At 62.5% G+C, this 21,513-nt stretch carries 12 protein-coding genes and 1 tRNA gene; 4 read left to right on the top strand and 9 right to left on the bottom strand.

Features of this window, described 5'->3' with window-relative positions; genetic code table 11:
- Both CP49_RS46135 and CP49_RS19615 read left to right on the top strand, forming a co-directional pair.
- Nucleotides 1-803 (top strand): hypothetical protein (locus tag CP49_RS46135; protein WP_057851827.1); only part of this gene is annotated, 803 nt, incomplete at its 5' end.
- A 118-nt stretch (nt 804-921) separates the two neighbouring features.
- Nucleotides 922-1,251 (top strand): GcrA family cell cycle regulator, encoded by a 330-nt coding sequence (locus CP49_RS19615; RefSeq protein WP_057851826.1) that lies wholly within the window; start codon nt 922-924, stop codon nt 1,249-1,251.
- 107 nt (nt 1,252-1,358) lie between these two features.
- Here CP49_RS19615 and CP49_RS19610 read toward each other — a convergent pair whose 3' ends face one another.
- Nucleotides 1,359-2,750 carry a hypothetical protein gene (locus CP49_RS19610; protein WP_057851825.1) on the bottom strand — a complete coding sequence of 464 codons (1,392 nt, stop codon included), beginning with the start codon at nt 2,748-2,750 and terminating at the stop codon, nt 1,359-1,361.
- A gap of 603 nt (nt 2,751-3,353) precedes the next feature.
- On the opposite strand from CP49_RS19610, the gene CP49_RS19605 reads away from it, so the two are divergent.
- Complete coding sequence (locus CP49_RS19605) at nt 3,354-3,563, top strand: hypothetical protein (RefSeq protein ID WP_057851824.1); 210 nt, start codon at nt 3,354-3,356, stop codon at nt 3,561-3,563.
- 43 nt (nt 3,564-3,606) lie between these two features.
- Here the strand turns inward: CP49_RS19605 and CP49_RS19600 are convergent, their stop codons facing one another.
- Nucleotides 3,607-5,391 (bottom strand): acyl-CoA dehydrogenase family protein, encoded by a 1,785-nt coding sequence (locus tag CP49_RS19600; RefSeq protein WP_057851823.1) that lies wholly within the window; start codon nt 5,389-5,391, stop codon nt 3,607-3,609.
- Nucleotides 5,392-5,674: 283 nt separating this feature from the next.
- Between CP49_RS19600 and CP49_RS19595 the strand changes: the two genes are divergently transcribed.
- Nucleotides 5,675-5,749 (top strand) — tRNA-Gln (locus CP49_RS19595).
- Nucleotides 5,750-6,130: 381 nt separating this feature from the next.
- Here the strand turns inward: CP49_RS19595 and CP49_RS19590 are convergent.
- From CP49_RS19590 to CP49_RS19560, 7 genes are all read right to left on the bottom strand, one after another.
- The gene (locus tag CP49_RS19590) at nt 6,131-7,954 is read right to left on the bottom strand and encodes a S8 family serine peptidase (RefSeq protein ID WP_156438519.1); all 1,824 of its coding nucleotides are present in this window, start codon (nt 7,952-7,954) and stop codon (nt 6,131-6,133) included.
- Nucleotides 7,955-7,971: 17 nt separating this feature from the next.
- Nucleotides 7,972-8,430 carry a hypothetical protein gene (locus CP49_RS19585; RefSeq protein WP_057851821.1) on the bottom strand — a complete coding sequence of 153 codons (459 nt, stop codon included), beginning with the start codon at nt 8,428-8,430 and terminating at the stop codon, nt 7,972-7,974.
- Nucleotides 8,431-8,528: 98 nt separating this feature from the next.
- On the bottom strand, nt 8,529-9,248 hold the full coding sequence (locus tag CP49_RS44790; protein ID WP_156438518.1) for a hypothetical protein: 720 nt from the start codon (nt 9,246-9,248) through the stop codon (nt 8,529-8,531).
- 486 nt (nt 9,249-9,734) lie between these two features.
- A complete protein-coding gene (locus CP49_RS19575; protein ID WP_156438517.1) occupies nt 9,735-10,811 on the bottom strand; it encodes a zinc metalloprotease HtpX in 1,077 nt (358 codons plus the stop codon).
- A 771-nt stretch (nt 10,812-11,582) separates the two neighbouring features.
- Nucleotides 11,583-16,412, bottom strand: a complete 4,830-nt coding sequence (locus CP49_RS19570) for an NAD-glutamate dehydrogenase (protein WP_057851864.1) — start codon at nt 16,410-16,412, stop codon at nt 11,583-11,585.
- Nucleotides 16,413-17,041: 629 nt separating this feature from the next.
- Nucleotides 17,042-20,230 (bottom strand): efflux RND transporter permease subunit, encoded by a 3,189-nt coding sequence (locus CP49_RS19565; protein ID WP_057851818.1) that lies wholly within the window; start codon nt 20,228-20,230, stop codon nt 17,042-17,044.
- A 26-nt stretch (nt 20,231-20,256) separates the two neighbouring features.
- Nucleotides 20,257-21,498, bottom strand: coding sequence for an efflux RND transporter periplasmic adaptor subunit (locus CP49_RS19560; RefSeq protein ID WP_057851817.1), 1,242 nt, complete (start codon nt 21,496-21,498; stop codon nt 20,257-20,259).
- Between the last annotated feature and the right edge of the window lie 15 nt (nt 21,499-21,513).

Below are 21,513 nucleotides of genomic sequence, written 5' to 3'. Positions count from 1 at the left end.
CGCTCGAGCCGCCGGCGGTTTCCGCCGCGCCCGCCGTGCCGGAGGCCGTTCCCGCCGCTCCGAAACGCACCAGCGGCGCCGTTGCCCTTGCGGCAGCGCTCGCACTGGCGACGGTTGCAGCCTATTTTTCAGTCGCGGGCATGGCCGAAATATTTCCGGGTGATCCGGTTGCGGTCATGGTGCTCGCCGCCACGATGGAAGCCGGCAAGCTCGTGATCGCCGGGTGGCTCGCCGCGCACTGGCGTCGGACCAACTGGAAAATGCGTTTCGTCATGGTCGCCCTCGTCGCCGGCCTTGCACTCATCAACGCCGCCGGTGTGTTCGGCAAGCTGGTCGAGGCACACGTCAGTGTGGCGGCCACGTCGCGTTCCGGCGTCACTGAGCGCATTGAAGCGCTCGATGCCCGCGTCACGGCGCAAACGGCTGTTGTCGCCGACCTGGCCGGCCGCATTGCGCAAATCGACCGGGCGGTGGACGAGTCGACACGGCGTGGCCGGGTAACCCGGGCCATCAACATCGCGGCGCAAGAGCGCGCAACGCGGGATGGACTGGATACGCAGCGACAGGCGGCAACCGCAGCGCTGGTGGGTCTGCAGGCGCAACGCGCGGCGCTGGCCGGCGAGCGTTCGCGCATCGAAGCATCCGCAGGCCCGATCCAGTATCTTGCGATGATGGTCGGTGCCGCGCCCGAAGCCGCGGTGCGATGGCTGATCCTGTTGATGGTGCTGTGCTGCGATCCCGCAGCGATCGCCTTGACGGTCGCGGCGACCGCTTCGCGAGCTGGCGAGCCGAGGCAGGAGTAGACACCACTAGCCAATTCCCCAAGCTGGTGGCGGCTGCATTAACGACGAGATCAACCGTCGGCCGAGCACCATCAGCAACGACTCGCCTGTTGTCGACAACAGGCGTATAGTATCTTCCATGAGTTGGGATGCGAAAGACGTAGCACTGCTCAAGCAGCTCTGGGCCGACGGCCAGAGTGCCGGTCAGATCGCAAGTCGGCTGGGCTACAGCCGCAACGCCGTCAGCGCCAAGTTGAAGCGCCTGGGCCACAAGCGGGGTCACAAGCCACCAACGACCAGCCCCAAGATCGTGGCCGTGCCGACGCGAAGGCCAGCCCTGGCGGCAGCGTGTGGCCGGCCGGTGGATAAGGTGGTGTCGAAGCCCAAGCAGGTACCGACGCCGACCAAGGAATTCACCAAGCGCGAGCTTTACGCCATGCTGGCTGATGCGGTCAGAAACACGGGCTGACGCTCGCTGCCGCCTGGTCGAGAGGATGTGCATGATGGATGCGCTCCTGGCAGGAGCGTAAGCGAGGCGGGTTTGCAGGTCCTTCCGCATGAAGCCGGAAGTGCCGGCTACATGGTTCGTCCCTTGGACAATTTTGCGGTCTTGGCCTGTGGCAATCTTGCGGCCTTAGCCTGTTTCGTCTTGCTGCTGTGGTCGTTCCGCTTCGCCTTGGCCTTGCTGTGGTCGTCCCGCACAGCGACCCGGTTGGGCTTCTTGACCTTCGCTTGCGCGTCTTGCGTTTTCGTTCCGCCGCGGCGAGAGGCATATTCCTGGCCGTCGATCGGCGCCACATGCGGCGGATCCCTATCGAGATAGGGCCGCCCGATTCCAAATTCCCTGCCGCGCTCGTCGATCCACTTCCAGAGCTTTTCAGTGGAGACCCATCGCTGCGCGCGGGTGCTGCCCTTGACGCTCACCACATCGGCCGCAACCCCGCCGCCATAGCCGCCGCGGGAACTGCCGCCATGGTAGGATCGGCCGGTTGCTGCCTTCAGGCCGGTTGCGATCGACTGACGGTAGTCGTCGCGGAACGCGCTGGTGATGCCGGGCGACAGGCCGGCCTGCTCAGCCGCATGGAGCGTATGAAAGAGCTTCAGCTTGAACTTCCGGTCCATGCCTCCGATCACGTAGTCCATCATCGCCATACCGGCCTTGTCCGCCGCCTTCGGGTCCTTCCACGTAAAATCCTCGTCGACCCGCCTGGTAAAGGTCCTGGTGACAGTCACTGTCTTGCCCTTCCTCTTGACTGTCACTTTCCTTCGCTCATGCACCTTGATGGCGTCGATCTTGGGCGCCCGCTCGTAGAGGGCCCACAGGTATCGGTCGATGCAGATCTCGACCACCAGACATTCCTCGTTGATTTCGATGATGCTCACAGCTTGCTGGGCATTGAGGGTCGTTGCGCCGTCGGCGGATAGTGCTTCGGGCGGAAACACCTGCGACGGATCGGTCAGCGTGGCCACGACCAAAGGTTTCGGCTCGTCCTGGCTTGCCGTCGCGTCGGCGGCTTTCTCCGGCGCGGGATCAGCCTTGCTCGCTGTCACGCCCCCGGCGGACGGTGCTTCGGGCGGAAACACCTGCGACGAATCCGGCAGCGCGGCCACGACAAACGGTTTCGGCTCATCCAGACTCGCCGTCGTGTCGGTGGTTTTTTCTGGCGTGGCTTTGGCGGGCGTCGCCACCTCAACATCGCCGATGGTGGCGTTCGCTACTACGGTCGGCGGCGGTAGGTCCGTGGGCTCGGTGCTTGCGATGACAGTTGGTTCGTGGCGCTCCACGATTGGCTTCGCGCCGACGCTCGCGATGGAAGCTGCACCGGTGCCCTCGACGGAAGCGCTGGTGTACTTGATGGAAGCCGAACCGAAGCCTGCAAGCCAGGCCAGAATACAGCTCGCGAGAGCCAGGCTCGCGAGCGCGTTGATTCGGCGCTGCGCCGTCGTCGCCAATCGCCATGGGTCCATGATCCGGCCTCCCCAAGGCTCCGCATGAGCCCAATTGCAAAGCCAAGCACGCGACAGCGCTCATTCTTCGCATTGCGAAATAAATGCGCAACGGCCGGAGACTACGTGATCTTTCATTTTTTCCAAGGTGTTGCTTCAATACCACGCGCTGCAAACATGGAACTCGGCGGACGTTCTGCAACGTTTGAGCCGTAAGTGTGCCGCCCTGTCCCACACGAAACAATGCTGCAATACGCCCGAAACCATTTTTCGAAGGCCGCGAAGACACCCCGAAACGGAGGCCTGATATCAAAAGCCCACGATCAAACAACGGGGTGCGATCATGTGGATGCTTCTCAGCGTGCTTTACCGCCAATATTGCCGTGCACGGGTGGCTGAAATCCGCAGATGCAACTTCGCAAGGACCGCCTGATGTAATGGCGGTCTCGTGGAATGGGAACAATGCGTGACGAATTTGCCTCCAATGCATTCCTTGCGGTTACCGTCGCCGGCCTTTTTCTGCTCGGTTCCGGCTTACTCGCCCTGGCGTTTAGCTGAGCGGGCCACTTTTCGTAGTCGGCACGCACCGATTTGGATCTAGGAAAAGTCTCGGGAAGCCTTCGCATGACTGAGTCCGATTTGGACAAATTATGGAACGTAGTTCCCGTCGGCGAAGCCAATGCGGCGGCGGCAAGCAAGATCTGGAAGCGCCTCGACATGTGGACGCGCCCAACGATCCAACACAAGCTGCGCTGGATGGCTGACGTCGGACGAATTCACCGGCTGTCGCGCCCTATGCCGATGGGCGGGGTAGTGCGTTTGTACTACCGCTGATGCTCGGCCATGGTCAGGGGGCTGCGTCCATCTGTACGAACTGTCATCCCAGCAACACCGCGTCCGCGCCGTTCACGGCTTCGGCCGAGTCGGTGACCGTCTTCTCCAGCGATCCCGCCTGCACAGTGATGTTCTCGGCAAAGAACCGCGCCACCGTCACGTAGCGCTGCGGATCGCCGCCGGCCTCGCCGCTGTTCTTGGCAGCCAGCGCTTCGCCGGCCAGCATGCAGCCGCCGAGCGTCGAGCCGAACAGGCGCAGATACGGCGTGGCGCCGGCGAGCGCATCGTTCGGCGCGGAAGCCACGCACTCCAGCAGCCATTTGCTGGCGCGTTCGAGCGAGCCGAGCGCATCCCGCAGCTTGGTGCCGGTGGTGCCGAAGGCGGGATCGTTCGAGGCTTCGACCTGCTTGACGATGCCGCCCAGTTCATCGAGCAGGGCCCAGACCGACGCGCCGCCATTGGCGGCGAGCTTGCGCGTGACGAGGTCGATCGACTGGATGCCGTTGGTGCCTTCATAGATCGAGGTGATGCGCGCATCACGATAATGCTGCGCGGCGCCCGTTTCCTCGATGAACCCCATACCGCCGTGGATCTGCACGCCCAGATACGTCACCTCGTTGCCGATGTCGGTGGAGAACGCCTTTGCGATCGGCGTCAGCAGCGCGCCGCGGGCGGCGGCATCTGCGCGCACCTTGGCGTCCTTGGCGCGCACGGAAATGTCGAGCGCGACAGCAGTGGCGTAGCAGATCGAGCGCGCGGCGGCCGTCATGCTCCGCATTTGCAAGAGCATCCGCTTGACGTCGGGATGCACGATGATCGGATCGAGCCCGTCGCCCTTCTTGCCGACGGCGCGGCCCTGGCGGCGTTCCTGTGCGAACGCCAGCGCCTGCTGATAGGCGCGGTCGGCGATGCCGACGCCTTCGAGGCCGACGCCGAGGCGGGCCTGGTTCATCATTGTGAACATGCAGAGCATGCCCTTGTTTTCCTCGCCGATCAGGTTACCGATGGCGCCACCATGATCGCCCATGGTCATGGTGCAGGTGGGGGAGGCGTGCATGCCGAGCTTGTGCTCGACGCCTGACGGATAGATGTCGTTGCGCGCGCCGAGCGAGCCATCGGCGTTGACGAGGAATTTCGGAATCAGGAACAGCGAAATCCCCTTGGTGCCAGCGGGCGCATCGGGCAGGCGCGCCAGCACGAAATGCACGATGTTGTCGGTCATGTCGTGGTCGCCATAGGTGATGAAGATCTTGGTCCCTTTGATGCGATAGCTGCCGTCGGGCGCGCGCTCCGCGCGAGTACGCAAGGCTCCGACGTCGGAGCCGGCCTGCGGCTCGGTGAGTTGCATCGTGCCGGTCCATTCGCCGGAGACGAGTTTTTCCAGATAGATTTTCTTCAGCCCCTCGCTGCCATGGGCGTCGAGCGCCTCGATCGCAGAGAGCGTGAGCAGCGGGCAGAGGCCGAAGGCGATGTTCGACGCGCTCCAGATTTCGGTGCAGGCGGCGTTGATGGCGAGCGGCAGGCCCTGGCCGCCAAAAGCTTCCGGGCCCGACACCGCGTTCCACCCGGCGGCGGCCCAGCGCTGATAGGCGTCCGGCCAGCCGGGCGCGGTCGTCACCTTGTTGTCGGCGAGCTTGATGCCGTGTTCGTCGCCCACGCGGTTCAGCGGCGCCAGCACGTCGCCGGCGAATTTTCCGGCTTCCTCCAGCACGGCCGCGGCGATGTCGCCGTCGAAATCGCCGTAATGGCCGGCCTTCACGGCCGCCTGCAGGCCTGCGCCGTGGTTGAGCGCGAGCAGGATGTCGGAGATCGGCGCGCGGTAAGTCATGACGAAAATCTCGCTTTTGGAGTAATGAGCTGCCGCCGTCTTCCCACGAAACCGGGGCTCTCTCAACTCTCCGCCGGGCGGTATTCGCCTCGCTCGGGGGCGGCGGAAACCGGCGGCGGACGGTCCCTATATATCCTATATATAAAGGCTCACGCCCCTGCGGGGCGGATTCGGGTGAAATTCGAGATTTCAGCCTGTTGAAATGGCTGAAGTCCCTCTATAGACCGGCATTGTCCGAACCGGTTCGCGCGGGGCATCCCCGGCGCGTTCGGCCTCGGCCTGTTGGGGCGTAGCCAAGCGGTAAGGCAGCGGATTTTGATTCCGCCATTCGGAGGTTCGATCCCTCCCGCCCCAGCCAGCGTGCAAGCTGCTGTGTTCGTTATATAAACAGCTCTGTTCCCGGCCAAGTTTAGGGGCGTGTTTGGAAATTGAGATTTAGAAGCTCGGTCGAGAATCGAACGAAACGGCTTCGCGCGTCATGCTGACCATATCGGCTTATCTCCATGGCTTTCATCCCAACATATACCGCGGAGACTAGTCGGGGCAGCGCCGTTATGTCCTCATCGTAGAACAGGGTATTGCGGCGAGCAAATCGGACAACCAATCGAAATGATGCGTCCCGGGACCACGAGGTGTGTCGCGCAGCCCTTGGCAATAAGCGGTGTCCGCCCGCCGCGATAAATGCGACGGACGCGACCGACTAAAGCGCGATTGCGATTCGACTTAGAGCCATCGCGCTTTAGCGTTCTGCCGCCAAACCAGCGAACGCCATTGCTGCCTTGAGTTCGTGGATGCTTGCTTTCCCGCCGCCGTCGGCCTGGAACGCCAGAGGTCCCGAACTCAGCGGCAGGCTACTCACCTTGGCCGGACCACGCGGCAGCTCGAGCGGCATCAAGTTGCTTGCGCCGAACTGAATCTGGTCGAGCTGCCGAATGGCGCTGCGCATCTGACGCAATCCGACATCCAGCGGCACGACTGTCGCTCGCTGCTCAGACCAGATGCCAAGCGCACGCGCCGCGTTCGGTAGCCCAGCCCCGGTCTGCCAGGGATGACCGATCGGCTGCGCGGTATCCTTGAGAATCTGGAATAGCCGTTCGACGCGTTGCAAATCTCTGGCAGCGAAACTGCTCTTGAAATCGCTGTGATCGGCGAGGATCAGGGCTGCGAGTGCGGTAACGTGGGCAGCCGCGAGCGAGGTCCCGTCACAGACCGCGTAACTGTCAGGGGACTGGCAGGCAGTGATCGCAACGCCAGGCGCGCAGAGGTCGAGCTCGGGCCCGCGACAGGAAAACGGCGGTACGAAGAACCCGCCGGCGAGCGCGATGGCTGCCGCCGCTTGTGCCGCCTGCGGACTGTCCTCTGGGAAGCTTCCCGCTTGTCCGACCGCACCAACCGCCATGACGTTCGGGGAGCAAGCCGGAAATAGCACCGCTCCTGCGGAATTTCCGGCAGCCGCAATGAGGCTCATGCCATGCTGTTTTGCCTCAGCGATGCGTTGCTCAACCAGAGCTGAGCCGCGCTCGCAACCGAATCCCAGACACGCCACGTCAATGGCGTTCTGCAGGCAATAGTCGAGCGCCACGATCAGATCGCTGCAATAGGCATCGGACGGAAGCTTGCAGATATGCAGCTCGCTGTCCGGCGCGTAACCCTGTACGCCGTGCGCTGTCTGGGGCGCGGCACTGATAAGGCCCGCGCATGGCGTGCCGTGGCCGATTGCGTCCTTCGACCAGGATTTTGCTTCGGCGCTCCTGATGTCGATACCGTGATCGATTCTGGTCAATCGCTTGTGGCTGGTCGCAACGCCGCTGTCGATCAGAGCGATCTTGATTCCGGCGCCGCGGCATTGCTTCGGGATCTGATCAACCTGCATGGCTGCGCCCCCCCAATCCAGCGCCTCCGGCAGCGACACCGGTTTTAGGGTGAAGATGTTCACCGCATCGGCGTCGAGATGAGGTCGATGTTGCCACAGGCCCCAAAAGCCGGAGCGCGGGTTGACAAATATGGCAGCGACCGTGTCCGGCTGCTCGCCTTGCAGCGTCAGATCTATTCTGCCGTCGTTATCCGTCAGTCCCTGAACTGACACCTGCTCGCCGATGAGCCGCACCGCCGTCTGCTCCACGGGCGTGCCGGCTTCGCTCACGATCCGGATCGTCACCTTCAAATCCGGCCCGAATGCGGTCATCATCGGGGCCGTCGGGAGAACCGATGACGCGCCAGCGAATGATGCAGCTCGCAGATGGAGGTCCGGCTCGATGATCAAGCTGCCGGCTGCGGAGCGGCGCAGTGCGGTGGCGGCATCGTCAGCTATGCGCACGACCGCAATCGGCGGGGCAGTGGTGTCGCGCCGGTCACGGGTCCGCAGGATTTCGATGTTGCCGAACTGGTTGAGCTGCTCGGCTAGCTCTTGACCGCTTACGCCAGGTCCCGCCGGCGCAATCATGTACTGACTGGTGCGAGCCGGTTTTCTTCGATCACCGGCCGGGGCTGAGCGCGCGTCACGTGCTGATTTGCGTCGGTCGCCGCTCGCCGTGGAGCGCGCATCATCTGAACTTGCTGCCATGGTGTCGCCTCCCACCTTTAGTGGATTGAGGATCGAGTCTGATCGGTCGAAGCCTGTCGCACCGGCGGAACGCGCGGATCAGCTGCGCGGACGATTTCGATCATGCGATAGGCCTGCCCGATCAGGTCGAAGGCCTGCGCATAATCCCGCGCGGCAAACCTGTGCGCGGCTTGGGTCACGATCGGCACGCAGTTCTCCAGGCCGGCATGCTGCGCTGCGTTGGCTGCGAGAAAGGCGGAAAGCGAGCGTAGCGATTCCGCGACCATATCGCCGATCATGTTTTCCGCGGCCTGACGATCGAGGACCGGGTTCGGTATCGGCAGGCTACCGGGCATGGTCTGGAACGGTTGCTCAAAAGGTTGAGACTGAAGGCGCATGAGAAGCGGCATCAAATTGCCGAGCAGCGCGACGAGCTGCTGAATGTCTGCCGGGCGTGGCTGTGACGCGGTTGCGCCAGAAGGATTGGAATCGGACATGGATGTTCTCCTCCGGAGGGAAGCATGACGGCAGAGACCGCAACCGCCGCTTTGGGCGGCGGTGGCTGATTACCTTGCGGACTGGCCGCGAATTGCGCTCAGATCATCCGCTGTTGGCTATAGGCCTGAAGGTTACCTATGACCTGAGGAATGACGCCGATCAGCTGGCGGGTGATGTCGGCCACATCCTGCTGCGTCAGTTGTCGCTGCTGGCCAAAGGCCATGGGACCGCCGAACGCCGACTGGAACTGAGGTGTGCCCCAGGCCTGCGCTGGATGGCCGAGACCAAGCTGGCCGAGGCCTCCGAACTGACCCTGACCGAGGCCGCCCTGCATGGCCGCATAGTGAGGTTGCTGCTGACTCTGCAGCATTCCAACGATCTGCGGAACGACGGGCAGGATTTGCCGCACGACTTCATTCACGTCCTGCGGGCTCAGCTGCCGCGGCGCTTGGCCGTAGGCTGCGTAGCTGATTCCGCCGAACGGATTTTGTGCTTGCGCGAGGATTTGAGGCAGCGCCGGTACCAGTTGACGCACGACCTCGTTCACGTCCTGTTGCGAAAGCTGGCGCTGTTGGCCACCCCACTGCTGGCCCCATCCCATCGGTTGCCCGCCCCAGCCGGGGCTATATCCGAATGCGCCGAAGGGCTGCTGACCGCCGTATTGTCCATATTGCTGGCCGTAGGCCGCCTGTCCGCCTTGTCCAAGACCGCCTTGTCCAAGACCGCCTTGCGAACCTAATGCTCCCCATCCCCCTTGTTGTTGCGGACCGAACTGTCCGAACTGCGGATTATGTTGCGGGGTGTCAAAGTAGGTCATCGCCATTCTCCTTGCGATGGTTGGTGCCCTCAGCCCAAAGCCCTTTGAAGGAGCATCCGCATGCGAGGTCCTTCGGTGGCACAGTCCGTCACGCCGGTTTGTGACGGCTTTGCATTTTTCAAATTCAAATGCTCAACGCCGGACACGTCGCAGCAATAGGCCACATCTTCCTTGAGGCACGCGAACTGCGTTCCTCAAGGCAACAAACGAATGAGAAGCATAAGGCGGCAAAACAAAGCCGTTGAGAGATGAAGGAGCGGGTTTGTTGTTTCTTACCAGCCATCTCCTAGAGGCCGGCCACTTACGTCCGCTCAGACGCTCTGCGATTGATCGCTGACTTTTCCCCGAACGCGTTCAAGCGCGAATAGTTTCGCGGAAACGCGACGATATTTTGGTGGCAACTCCATGAAAATTCCAAGACGCGCGGATCTTGTCAGCCTAGTCAGCACTCTCGCCGAAGCACATCTGCTTCGGCTCACGCGATTGCTAAAAAGTGAGGTTGAGTAGAGTACCGACGCGCTCGGAGGTAGCGGGGTGGCTGCGAAGCAAGCGCATGGGATCATGCCCGAATGCAGACACAGCCATTGGCACAGAGCCGGTATGATGGCGCTCCAGCTTATCAAGTGCGGCGATGAGTGCCCGCGAGTCGCCGGTCAATTCTAGCGCGGTTGCATCCGCATCCAGTTCGCGGACGCGCGACAGCGCCAGTCCAAGCAGCTGACCGAGCGTCGGAGCTGCGCTCAGCAGCGTCGCCAATGGCTGGCTTGCCCTCATCGCGCCGTGGTTATGTCGCGTTCGCAGCAGGGCGAGACCGGCGAGCGAGGTCCAATCGATCGCACGACGCAATGCAGTCGCCCAACTCATTGTCCAGGTGTCATTGTTGCGGATATGCGCCACTTCGTGGGCCAAGATCCCGGCGATCTCTTCGCGCGTCATGCCTCGCAACAGCCCCTCAGTTAAGACGATGGCGCTGCGTTCCGGTCCGCCGAGCGCGTAGGCATTCATATCGCTTGGCGCCGGTAGACAATAAAGCTCCGGCACTCGAGCCAAGCCGGCTCGGCCGCAAATCTTCGTCAGAATGGCGAACAACTCCGGCACCTGGGCGTGGGACAGCAGGCGGGCGCCGAACCAGCGATACATGCTCTCGCGCGAGATGACCGTGCCATCGGGGCGGGGGGCGGCTCCCTGTAACGCGCGCCGCATGCCCTCGGTCCCACCGACGATCCAACCGCACACCGCGAGCAGCAACATCATTGCAAGGATCGCCAATGCCGATGATTGATAGTTCGCCGTCTGATGGGCGAGCCGCCGACGCCGCAACAGGTCCCGATCTTTCGAGTTCAGCTCGGATTTCAGCTCAATACGGCATCGCAGGTAAACGCCTGCCTCACCCGACGGCCAATAAATCTCCACGGTAGTACCGCACCGGGAAATGCTCAGCATTTGCATCGGCGGCGCGCAGCGCACCAAAGCAAGTGAAATGCCTGGCGTGAGGTCGACGACGACATCCCGCCGCGGCCGATGACCATGTAAAGCTGTCCAGCTTATGCCAGCGTCAAACACCCCTGTTCCTGCCCCCTGATGCACGCCCAACGCGAAGGTTACGGACCAACTTGCGCCCTGTCATGCCAATTTCATGCCATAGACACAGGAAACTTGCGGAATGCACAAGGGATACTACGGTATTAGCGGGAACCGGCTTTGGTTGCGTGGCGTATTGGGACCCGCCGATGGTTCGCATCGATCACGATGGTGCGGAAAGTCTGTGAGCTAGACTAGACCGATCTGCTGGTCGACTCAGGCCCGCGAGAGATCTCGACCCTCTTCTGGGGAAGACACGAGGTCGGCGTAAGTTTGCGGGGGCGGTACGAGCAAGATCCGTGAGAGCAGGGGAGATGGTCAGTTAGAGGTCAATGCCCCCTACCTGTCGCGCCCGGGCGACCTCTGCCGGGTGACGGGCGACGGCATGCTGGTCGAATTCGCAAGTACTGTCGACGCCGTGACCTTCGCGGTCGGCATGCGCGCAACCCGTTGCCTCAGATTTTGCGAGACTGATTCCCTGCGACGGCTGCTTATTTGGAAACGGCGGCCAAGCTATTGAAATCGCTAGAGGGCATTTTGAGCCTTTTCTCCAAATGCGCCTTGAAATTGTTGGATAATCAAACTGATTTTGATTCCGCCATTCGGAGGTTCGATCCCTCCCGCCCCAGCCAGGACTTAAGCTGCTGAGTTCGTTATGTAAGGCGCGTTTGGAAATGGAGCTTTGAAGCTCGTTCCAGAATCGAACTAAGCGGCGTCGTGCATGACCCATTGGGGTTAGAGCTAGCGCGCCCATCAACTCTTGGCCAAATCCCCCAGCAGGTTCGCCGTCACAGTCAGCTTGGCGAGCGTCAGTCCGCTGACAGCGATCTCCTCGACGGAGCGGCGGATGCGCGTCGCCTGAGGATGAGCCGCGAGCCAGGTCTCGGTAGCCTGCTGGCCGCATTGGCCGGTTGTCAGCATATCCGCGGCCAATCTTCTTTCGGCTGCTGCGATCTGGTCAATCGCGCGGTCGATGGCGAGACGTTCGAAATGATCGTTTGCCGGAACGCTGCGCGCCGCGACGATGATGGGATGAAGGTGGAAATGGGCCTCGGCAGCGAAGAAGGTCGTGGCGGCGTCGCCGATGGCGCGGCTGGTGCGCTCGGCGACAGTCACGATATCCGGTGCGGAGACCAAGGCGTCGAGATCGGCGAGTTCGTTTGCGAGGTCGGTGGGGACGCCGGCATCGACCAGGTCCCGTCGCCGCTTGCTGCGGCCAGCCTGCAAGTCCTGCGGCAGGGCGTTGTCGAGCCCAGCGGCGATCTCTCGGATACTCGGGCCGAAGCGCGAGATGACCGCGTCCAGGCCGGCTTTGAAATCAACGTTGCGCACGTACCAGATCATGCGGGAGAGCAGGAGATCCTGAATCGCCGCGTAGAGGCCGAGTTGCACTTGACCGTTGATCTCCGTGTCAAGCGCATCAATCGCGTTGTTCAGCCGCTCGAGACCGTAAGATTCCTCCACCGCCACGAAGGCCATGGCGATGGTGGATACGTCGGCGTCCGTCTCATCGATCAGGCGGCCGATGCAGGTCGGGCCGCCACGATTGATTACGGCATTGGCAAGATTGGTGGAGATGATCTCCCGGCGCAGACGATGGTGTTTCATGGCATCGGGGAACTTGTCTCGAATCTCGTGCGGGAAATATTTTGACAATTCGCCGATGAGATAAGGGTCGTCCGGCACGCTTGTGACGAGCAGATCATCGTAAAGGGTAAGCTTGGCGTAGGCGAGCAGGACGGCGAGTTCTGGCCGCGTAAAGGGTTGGCCGCGCTGGGTGCGCGCGGCGATCGCGACGTCGTCCGGCAGGAACTCAACGGCGCGGTCGAGGAGGCCCCTCCGCTCGAGCGCTTGCATCAGGCGGGCAAGGAAGCCATTGTCGGCCACGCCCTTTCGTTCGGCTAGCGACAACGCCAGCGACTGAAGGTAATTGTTGCGAAGCACCAGCGTGCCGACCTCGTCGGTCATCGCGGCAAGCAGGCTGTTGCGGTCACTCGGACTGAGGCGTCCCTCGCGTTCGGGACGCGCCAGCGCAATCTTGATATTGACCTCGACGTCGGAAGTGTTCACTCCCGCCGAATTGTCGATGGCATCGGTGTTGAGCTTGACGCCTCTCTGCGCCATTTCGATGCGGCCGCGCTGGGTCGCGCCGAGATTGGCACCTTCGCCGATCACCCGGGCGCGGATGTCAGAACCGGTAACACGGATCGGATCATTGGCGCGATCGCCCGCCTGATCGTCGCTTTCCGTAGACGCGCGGACATAGGTGCCGATGCCGCCAAACCAGAGCAGGTCGACGCGCGCCTTCAGAATCGCCGTCATCACCTCGAAAGGCGTGGCCTGCGGCTTGTCGAGATCCAGCAGGGTGCGCACTTCCGGCGCGAGCGGAATTGCCTTGAGCGAACGCGAGAACACGCCGCCGCCCTGCGAGATCAGCGATTTGTTGTAGTCCTGCCAGCTCGACCGCGGCATGTTGAACAAGCGCAGGCGCTCGGCGTGGCTGATGGCAGGGTCGGGCGAGGGATCGATGAAGATGTCCCGGTGGTCGAAGGCCGCCACCAGCCTTGTCGCCGGCGAAAGCAGCATGCCATTGCCGAAGACGTCGCCGGACATATCGCCGACACCTGCAACGGTGAAGGGCATGGTCTGGATATCGGTGCCGAGCTCGCGGAAATGGCGCTTGACTGCTTCCCACGCACCGCGCGCGGTGATGCCCATCTTCTTATGGTCATAACCCTGGCTGCCGCCGGAGGCGAAAGCGTCACCGAGCCAATGGCCCTTCTCGACTGAGATCGCGTTGGCGGTGTCGGAGAAAGTCGCCGTGCCCTTGTCGGCCGCGACGACGAGATACGGATCATCCTCGTCGTGCCGCACGGTGTCGTCGGGCGGCACGATCGCATCGCCATCGAGATTGTCGGTAAGTTCGAGCAGCGAGCGAACGAAGATGCGATAGGCTTCGGTGCCTTCCGCCATCCAGGCCTCACGATTGGAGGGCGGCAGGCGCTTGGGCACGAAGCCGCCCTTGGCGCCGACCGGCACGATGACGGCGTTCTTGACCTGCTGTGCCTTGACAAGGCCGAGGATCTCGGTGCGGAAATCCTGCGGCCGGTCAGACCAGCGCAGGCCGCCGCGCGCGACCTTGCCGAAACGTAGATGGATACCTTCGAGACGCGGCGAATAGACAAAGATCTCGTAGAGCGGTCGCGGAGCCGGCAGGTCATCGATTTTGCGGGCGTCGAACTTGAAGGAAATCACCGGACGCGGATGTCCGTCCTGGCCAATTTGCCACAGGTTGGTGCGGATGATGGCCTGCACCAGATTGGTGAAGCGGCGCAGAATGCGGTCTTCGTCTAACAAGGCGACGGATTTGAGCTGCTCCTCAATCTCGGCGAGGAGGGCCGTCTCCCGCGCCGAGCGCTCGGCAGTGGTGGCGGCGAGCCGCGGGTCGAAGCGAGCCTGGAACAGCGCGACGATGCTGGTGGTGATTGCGCTGTTCTTGCGCAACGTCCCCCACATATAGTCCTGGCTGAACGGAGCGCGGATCTGGTGCAGATAGCGGGAGAGGGCGCGGATGGCCGAAACTTCGCGCCAGCTCAAGCGCGTGCGCAGGATGAGGGCGTTGTATCCGTCGGATTCGGCGCGATCGCCCACCACCGCCATGATCGAGGCTTCCAGGCGACGGCCGAATTCCTCGGTAATAACGATCGGCTTGCCGTCATTGGCCTCGATCGTCATGTCGTGTAGCCAAACCGGTGCGGGTGCAGGCGTGGCGCTGGGCGTAATCTGGTAGGTACGCTCGTTGACGACGCGCAGGCCGTGATTTTCGATTACCGGGACGCGATAGGACAGTGATAGCGGCGTGCCGCGCGAAAAGACCTTAAGGCCGAAACGCGTCGGATCGTCGCCGTCGATGCGGTAGACCGAAAGCGCCACGGGACGAGCAGCTCTGAGCTTTTCGATGGTGGCGATGTCAGTGATGGCCTGTGAGGCATCGAAGATCTCCGTATAGCCGCCGGTAAAGGCCCGGGCATAACGGTTGGCGAGCAGGCGAGCCCGCATGCCGTCAGTGGTGGTCGCAAGCGCGGCTTTCAGCTTGTCGCCCCATGTTGCGATGATTGCGCTGATCCCGCCTTCAAGCGTGGCGCGCTCGACGACGGGCGTTTCGCCTTCATAGCGCCCGATGATGTAGTGGACGCGCGCAAGCGGACCTTCGGGGAAGGACACGTAGGAGGCTGCCAAGGTCCCCTTGTATATCTGGGCCAGGAAGGCGGCGACGCGCGTCCGTACGTCGGTGTCATACTTCTCGCGCGGAATGAACACGAGGATGGAGACGAAGCGGTCAAATTTGTCAGCTCGTGCCAACGCCCGCAAGCGAGGGCGCTCATAAAGCATCAGGACTTCCATGACGAAATTATAGAGCGTCTCGATATCGACCTGGACGATCTCGTCGCGCGGATATTCTTCGAGGATATGCAGCAGTGCCTTGCCGGAATGGCTGTTGGGGTCGAAGCCGGCGCGCTCGAGCACCTGCGCCACCTTGTGGCGGACGTAGGGGATTTGTCGCACCGAACGAGTATAGGCGCCCGAGGTGAACAGACCGACGAGGCGCAGTTCGCCGTCGAGCCGGCCGTCCGATGTGTACAGTTTGATGCCTACGTAGTCCATCCGGACGCGGCGATGGACGCGGCTGCTGACATTGGCCTTGACAACGATGAGGAGTGTCGGCTCGCGCATAAACTCGCGGATTTCCTGTGTCATCACCACCATTTCGGTGCCGCGGCGCAGCACCCTCACATCAGGATCACGCAGGATGCCGAGACCTTCGCCGCTGCTGATCTCGTCCGACGCAGCGCTGTCGGGCGAGAAGCGATATTCGCGCAGGCCCAGGAAGGTGAAATTGTCGGCGCACAGCCATTGCAGGAACTGGTTGGCTTCGGCGACCTCGTCGATCGGCAGCGGCGGCGGATTGGAGCTCAAGGTCTTGATCGCCCCTTCGACGCGGGCGCGCATGGCTCGCCAGTCGGTCACGCAAGCGCGCACGTCGTTCAGCGTCTTGGTGAGGCCGTCGATCAGTTTCTGCCGGTCGTCAGCGGCGTCGAGACGGGCGATATGCAGATGGATCAGGCTTTCGCGCTCGCCCTCTGACCCTTCGGGCAGTGTTTCGCCATGGAAGCGCATCAGCTTGCCGTACGCGTCGCGCTCGACGGCTATGATCGGATGGGCGACCAGCGTGACTTCGATGCCCTGCTCGGCGAGTTCCGCCATGGTCGAATCGAAGAGGAAGGGCATGTTGTCGTTGAGAACTTCGAGCACGGAAATCTCGCGCCCGTCCGGCATCATTGGATTGATGACGCGGATATCGGCACGGCCTGCCGCGCGTTGCTGCACATGCTCCCAAGCCTGTTCCGCCAGGAAGGCGAGGGACGCGGCATCGTAGCTGGTGAGATCCTCGCTATTGGTGTGGCAGAACAGAAGCTCGGCAAAAGTCCGGGGGGTCTTGCCCGGCTGGACGCTTCCCGCTGCATCGCGGATCAGGGTTGCCCTGACCCTGTCGTCACGCCAGGACGCCATAACGTCCTCCATTTTCCGCGCCATCCGACCGCAGGTGCGATCGTCCGCTTGACTGTGGAGTGCATCTCTTCGAGGGCCATTTTCTCGACCGCGATTGATCGCGTAAGCGAAATCCTCGGTCTCGGAGCTTCAATAGCTCCTGAAGACAGTACCATCCTAGAGCGGCCCCGGCCAGCTATAGCTGGTGCCATCCCAGTTCTACAATGCCCTTGGAGAAGCTCGCCGTGTGCGGAGCGTTCCGCGTCCCGATCTGCTCGGTCGGTTCCATGAGTCGGAAGATTGAAGAAGATATCGGAGGTTCGGTTGGTGTGGGGAAAGGCGGTAGCGCCCCCCGCTACCACGGGGCCGCGATTTTCTACGCCAAGTTACGATCTTCTGCGATTTCGTACTCCTGACGGTAGCGGTTGGAGCTCGCTGGCGGCCCCGAAATGTCAATGCAAGCAGCTCACCGCCTGGTCGCAAGCCGTACTGCAAGCACACACGCCGGTCGTACTCGTCGAGATTGATCTATTCGTCGATCGTGCGCGGCTCGTTCTGCCCCGCGCCATAGGCCCGCGGCTCGCATGCGTTGCTCGACCTATGGGCGCTCGACGTTCGGCCGCGGCCAACCACTGTCCGTCGTTCGACCATAGTGCCCCGCATTAGCGACCGGGCTCCGGCGCATGACCGGTCGCTACACTGGCGGAATGGTTGGTCAGTGGCTTCAGTCCCGTGACGGTGCGCAACAGAACATAGAACACGGGTGTCAGGAAGAGGCCAAACACCGTGACGCCGATCATGCCGGAGAAGACGGCGACGCCCATAGCTCGGCGCATTTCCGAACCGGCACCGGTCGAGAGCACCAGAGGCAAGACGCCCATGATGAATGCCATCGAGGTCATCAGGATCGGACGCAGCCGCAGGCGGCTTGCCTCGATCGCTGCCCGGATCGGCGAACGACCTGCGAACTCCAGTTCGCGCGCGAATTCGACGATAAGGATCGCGTTCTTGGCAGACAATCCCACCAGCACGATCAATCCGATCTGGGTGAAGACGTTATTGTCGCCCTTCGACATCCAGACGCCGAACATCGCGGCAAGCAACCCCATTGGCACGATCATGATGATCGACAGGGGCAGGGTCAGGCTCTCATAGAGCGCAGCCAGCACCAGGAACACGAGGAGGATCGCGAGTGGAAAAACCCAGATGCCGGAGTTGCCGGCGATGAACTCCTGATAGGTCAGGTCGGTCCATTCAAAGGCGAAGCCGGGCGGTAGCACTTCGGCGGCGATGCGCGTGGCCGCTTCCTGAGCCTGGCCGGAGGAATAGCCGGGCGCTGCCGCGGCGTTGACGTCGGAGGACAAGAAACCGTTGTAACGAATCGCGCGTTCAGGCCCGGCGCTCTGGCGAATCGTCAAGAGCGCCGAGAGCGGGATCATGTCGCCGGAAGACGAGCGCACCTTCAATTGCCTGATGTCGTCGGCCCGCGCGCGGAACGGCGCGTCGGCCTGCACACGGACCGAATAGGTGCGGCCAAATTTATTGAAGTCGTTGACGTAGTAAGAGCCCAGATAGATCTGCAGCGTGTTGAAGACCTCTGTCACGGGCACGCCGAGCTGCAAGGCCTTGGTGCGGTCAATGTCGGCGAACAACTGTGGCACGTTGACCTGGAAGCTCGAGAAGACGCCGGCGATTTCCGGCGCCTTTTGCATCGCGGCCATGAACGCGTTGGTCGCCTCGTTCAGCGCGTCATAGCCGAGGCCCGCGCGGTCCTCGATCTGGAGCTTGAAGCCGCCGATGGTGCCGAGCCCGTTGACCGGCGGCGGCGGGAACATGGCGATGAAGGCCTCCTGGATCCCGGCATACTTCTTGTTCAACTCGGCCGCGATCGCGTGGCCGCTCAGCGCGGGGTCCTTGCGCTCGTCGAACGGCTTCAAGGTAGAGAACACGATTCCGGCGTTGGAGGAGTTGGTGAAACCGGAGATCGACAGGCCGGGAAACGCCACCGAGCTCTCGACGCCGGGCTGCGTCAGCGCAATGTCGCTCATCTTGCGGATGACCTCTTCGGTGCGGTCGAGCGTGGCGCCGTCGGGCAGGCGTGCGAAGCCGACGAGGTACTGCTTGTCCTGACCTGGGACGAAGCCGCTCGGCACCTGCTGGAAGAGCAGGGCGGTCAGGCCGATCAGGAGCAGATAGACGCCCATCACCGCCGCCTTGCCGGAGATCACTTTGGACACGCTGCCGCTATAATTCTCGGAGGCGCGCGCGAAGGCGCGGTTGAAGCCGCGGAAGAACCAGCCGAGCCCTTTTTCTAGAATGAGGGTAAGCCTGTCCTTGGGCTCATTGTGGCCCTTGAGCAGTAACGCCGACAATGCCGGCGACAGCGTCAGGGAGTTGATTGCGGAGATCACGGTCGAGATCGCGATCGTCAGCGCGAACTGCTTGTAGAATTGCCCGGTGAGGCCGGAGATGAAGGCGAGGGGAACGAATACGGCAATCAAGACCAGTGCGATCGCGATGATGGGGCCGGAGACCTCCCGCATTGCCTGGTAGGTGGCGTCTCGCGGCGACAGCCCGGCCTCGATGTTGCGCTCGACGTTCTCGACCACGACGATAGCGTCGTCGACGACGATGCCGATAGCGAGCACCAGGCCGAACAGGCTGAGCGCATTAATGGAGAAGCCGAACACGTACATCACGGCGAATGTGCCGACGATCGATACCGGCACGGCCAGGAGCGGAATGATGGAAGCCCGCCAGGTTTGGAGGAACAGGATGACCACCAGTACCACCAGCGCGATCGCTTCCAGCAGCGTGTGGATCACCGCCTCGATCGACGAGCGCACGAACTGTGTGGGGTCGTAGACGATCTGATAGGATACGCCCTCGGGCATGTTCTTCTTGATCTCGGCCATGGTGGCGCGGACGTGGTCGGAGATCTGGAGCGCGTTGGAGCCCGGCGCCTGGAAGATCGGGATCGCCACCGCCTGTTTGTTGTCGAGCAGCGAGCGCAGGCCGTATTCGGACGCACCTAATTCGATGCGCGCGACGTCGCGCAGCCGCACCACCTCGCCACGCGAACCGGTCTTGACCACGATGTCGCCGAACTGTTCATCACTCGCGAGCCGGCCTTCGGCGTTGACCGACATCTGAAGGTCAATGCCCTTGACGCTCGGCGAGGAGCCGACCACGCCGGCGGCGGCCTCAACGTTCTGCGCCTGGATCGCCCTCACGATGTCGCTTGCAGTCAGGCCGTGCTCGGCGGCCTTCTGCGGGTCGACCCAGACGCGCATCGAGTAGTCGCCGGCACCGTAGAGCTGGACATCACCGACGCCGTCGATCCGCGCAAGGCGGTCCTTGACGTTCAGCACCGCGTAGTTGCGGAGATACGTCATGTCGTAGCGGTTGTTTGGCGACAGCAGGTGCACGACCATGGTAAGGTCGGGCGAGCTCTTCTTGGTGATAATACCGAGCTGGCGAACTACCGCCGGCAGGCGCGGCTCGGCCTGCTGCACGCGGTTCTGCACAAGCTGTGTCGCCTTGTCAGGATCGGTGCCGAGGCGGAACGTCACTGTCAGCGTCATCGCCCCGTCGGTGGTTGCCTGGCTGCTCATATAGAGCATGTTCTCGACGCCGTTGATCTGCTCCTCGATCGGCGTTGCCACTGTCTCCGCGATCACCTTCGGATTGGCGCCGGGGTAGGTCGCGCGCACCACCACGGAGGGCGGCACAACGTCCGGATACTCCGAGATCGGCATGGCAAAGAGCGAGATCAGGCCGGCCAGGAAGATCACGATCGAAAGCACACCGGCAAAAATCGGCCGATCGATGAAGAACTTTGAGAGATTCATTGCTATGCCCCAAGCGCTGACGGTCGTTAGCGCTGCACGATTTGCCGGCTGCCGGCGTTCGATGCTTGCTGCGGTCCGCGCGAGCCCATCTCCGCAATTTCGGTCTTCAGGAGCGCGCCCGGGCGTACCCGCTGTAGGCCGTTTACGACGATGCGGTCACCGGATTTTAGGCCCCCCGTCACGATGCGGAGCCCGTCGACGGCGCCGCCGAGCGTTATTCCGCGATAGACCGCGCGGTTGTCGTCGCTGACCACCATAACGAACTTCTTATCCTGATCGGTACCGATGGCCCGCTCGTCGATCATCACCAGCGTCTGTTGCTGAGGCTGGCCCATCCGCACCCGCGCGAACTGGCCGGGGATGAGGCGTCCATCCTCGTTCTGGAATACCGCGCGGACGCGTATCGTGCCGCTCTGTCCATTGACCTGGTTGTCGATCAACTGGATATGGCCTTTGGCCGATGTGCCGCCAGAGGTGGTCATCTCGACGGGTATTTGATCAAGATTGCCGCGCTTGCCCGAACGATCTGCAATGGAATTCAGCGCCCGCAGCACGATCTCTTCGTCCGCATCGAAACTCGCATAGATCGGGTTGACAGAGACCAGAGAGGTCAGGACCGGGGAGGCAGTCCCTGCGGCCACGAGATTTCCGACGGTCACCTCGATCTTGCCGACGCGGCCATCGACGGGTGCGCGGACCTCGGTGTAGTCTAGATTGAGCTTTGCAGTCTGCAGCGTCGCCTCGGCCGCCTTCACATTTGCGATCGCTTCGCGATTGGCGTTCTCGCGCTGATCGAAATCGCGCCGCGTGACGACGGCGTTGCCGACGAGCTGCGCGCCGCGCTCGACTTCGCTCGCAGTGAAGATCGCACGCGCTTTTGCCGCCTCGAGCTGCGCACTCGCCTTATCCACTTCGGCGGCGTAGGGCGCGGGATCAATCTTGAACAGGACATCGCCGGCTTTCACCAACGCGCCCTCGGCAAAATTGGCCGAAAGGATCGCGCCAGCGACGCGTGGGCGGAGCTCGACGCGGTTGACGGCTTCGAGACGTCCAGAGAAGTCATCCCATAGCGCGGTCCGACGCGGCTCGATCACCGCGATCGTGACGGAAACGGCCTGCTCGGGTGCGGTCCCTGTGGTCGCCTGGGCCGCATGAAAATAGCGGCTGCTCGCGATCGAACCGGCCGCTGCGAGGACGCCGATGATGGCAACGCCGCTGATAACGTGTCGGAATCGGCCGGAACGGGAGGTATTGGCGGTTGGGGGCATTTGCGCGCTCCATAT

The organism is Bradyrhizobium valentinum (assembly GCF_001440405.1).
Lineage (GTDB): Bacteria > Pseudomonadota > Alphaproteobacteria > Rhizobiales > Xanthobacteraceae > Bradyrhizobium > Bradyrhizobium valentinum.
Note: the sequence above shows the minus strand (reverse complement) of the source record. Positions and strands in the feature narration are given on the sequence as shown.

Coding starts and splice junctions, on each gene's coding strand:
- CP49_RS19615 (WP_057851826.1), top strand. CDS start 922: ATGAGTTGGGATGCGAAAGACGTAGCACTGCTCAAGCAGCTCTGGGCC.
- CP49_RS19610 (WP_057851825.1), bottom strand. CDS start 2,750: ATGGACCCATGGCGATTGGCGACGACGGCGCAGCGCCGAATCAACGCG.
- CP49_RS19605 (WP_057851824.1), top strand. CDS start 3,354: ATGACTGAGTCCGATTTGGACAAATTATGGAACGTAGTTCCCGTCGGC.
- CP49_RS19600 (WP_057851823.1), bottom strand. CDS start 5,391: ATGACTTACCGCGCGCCGATCTCCGACATCCTGCTCGCGCTCAACCAC.
- CP49_RS19590 (WP_156438519.1), bottom strand. CDS start 7,954: ATGGCAGCAAGTTCAGATGATGCGCGCTCCACGGCGAGCGGCGACCGA.
- CP49_RS19585 (WP_057851821.1), bottom strand. CDS start 8,430: ATGTCCGATTCCAATCCTTCTGGCGCAACCGCGTCACAGCCACGCCCG.
- CP49_RS44790 (WP_156438518.1), bottom strand. CDS start 9,248: ATGACCTACTTTGACACCCCGCAACATAATCCGCAGTTCGGACAGTTC.
- CP49_RS19570 (WP_057851864.1), bottom strand. CDS start 16,412: ATGGAGGACGTTATGGCGTCCTGGCGTGACGACAGGGTCAGGGCAACC.
- CP49_RS19565 (WP_057851818.1), bottom strand. CDS start 20,230: ATGAATCTCTCAAAGTTCTTCATCGATCGGCCGATTTTTGCCGGTGTG.
- CP49_RS19560 (WP_057851817.1), bottom strand. CDS start 21,498: ATGCCCCCAACCGCCAATACCTCCCGTTCCGGCCGATTCCGACACGTT.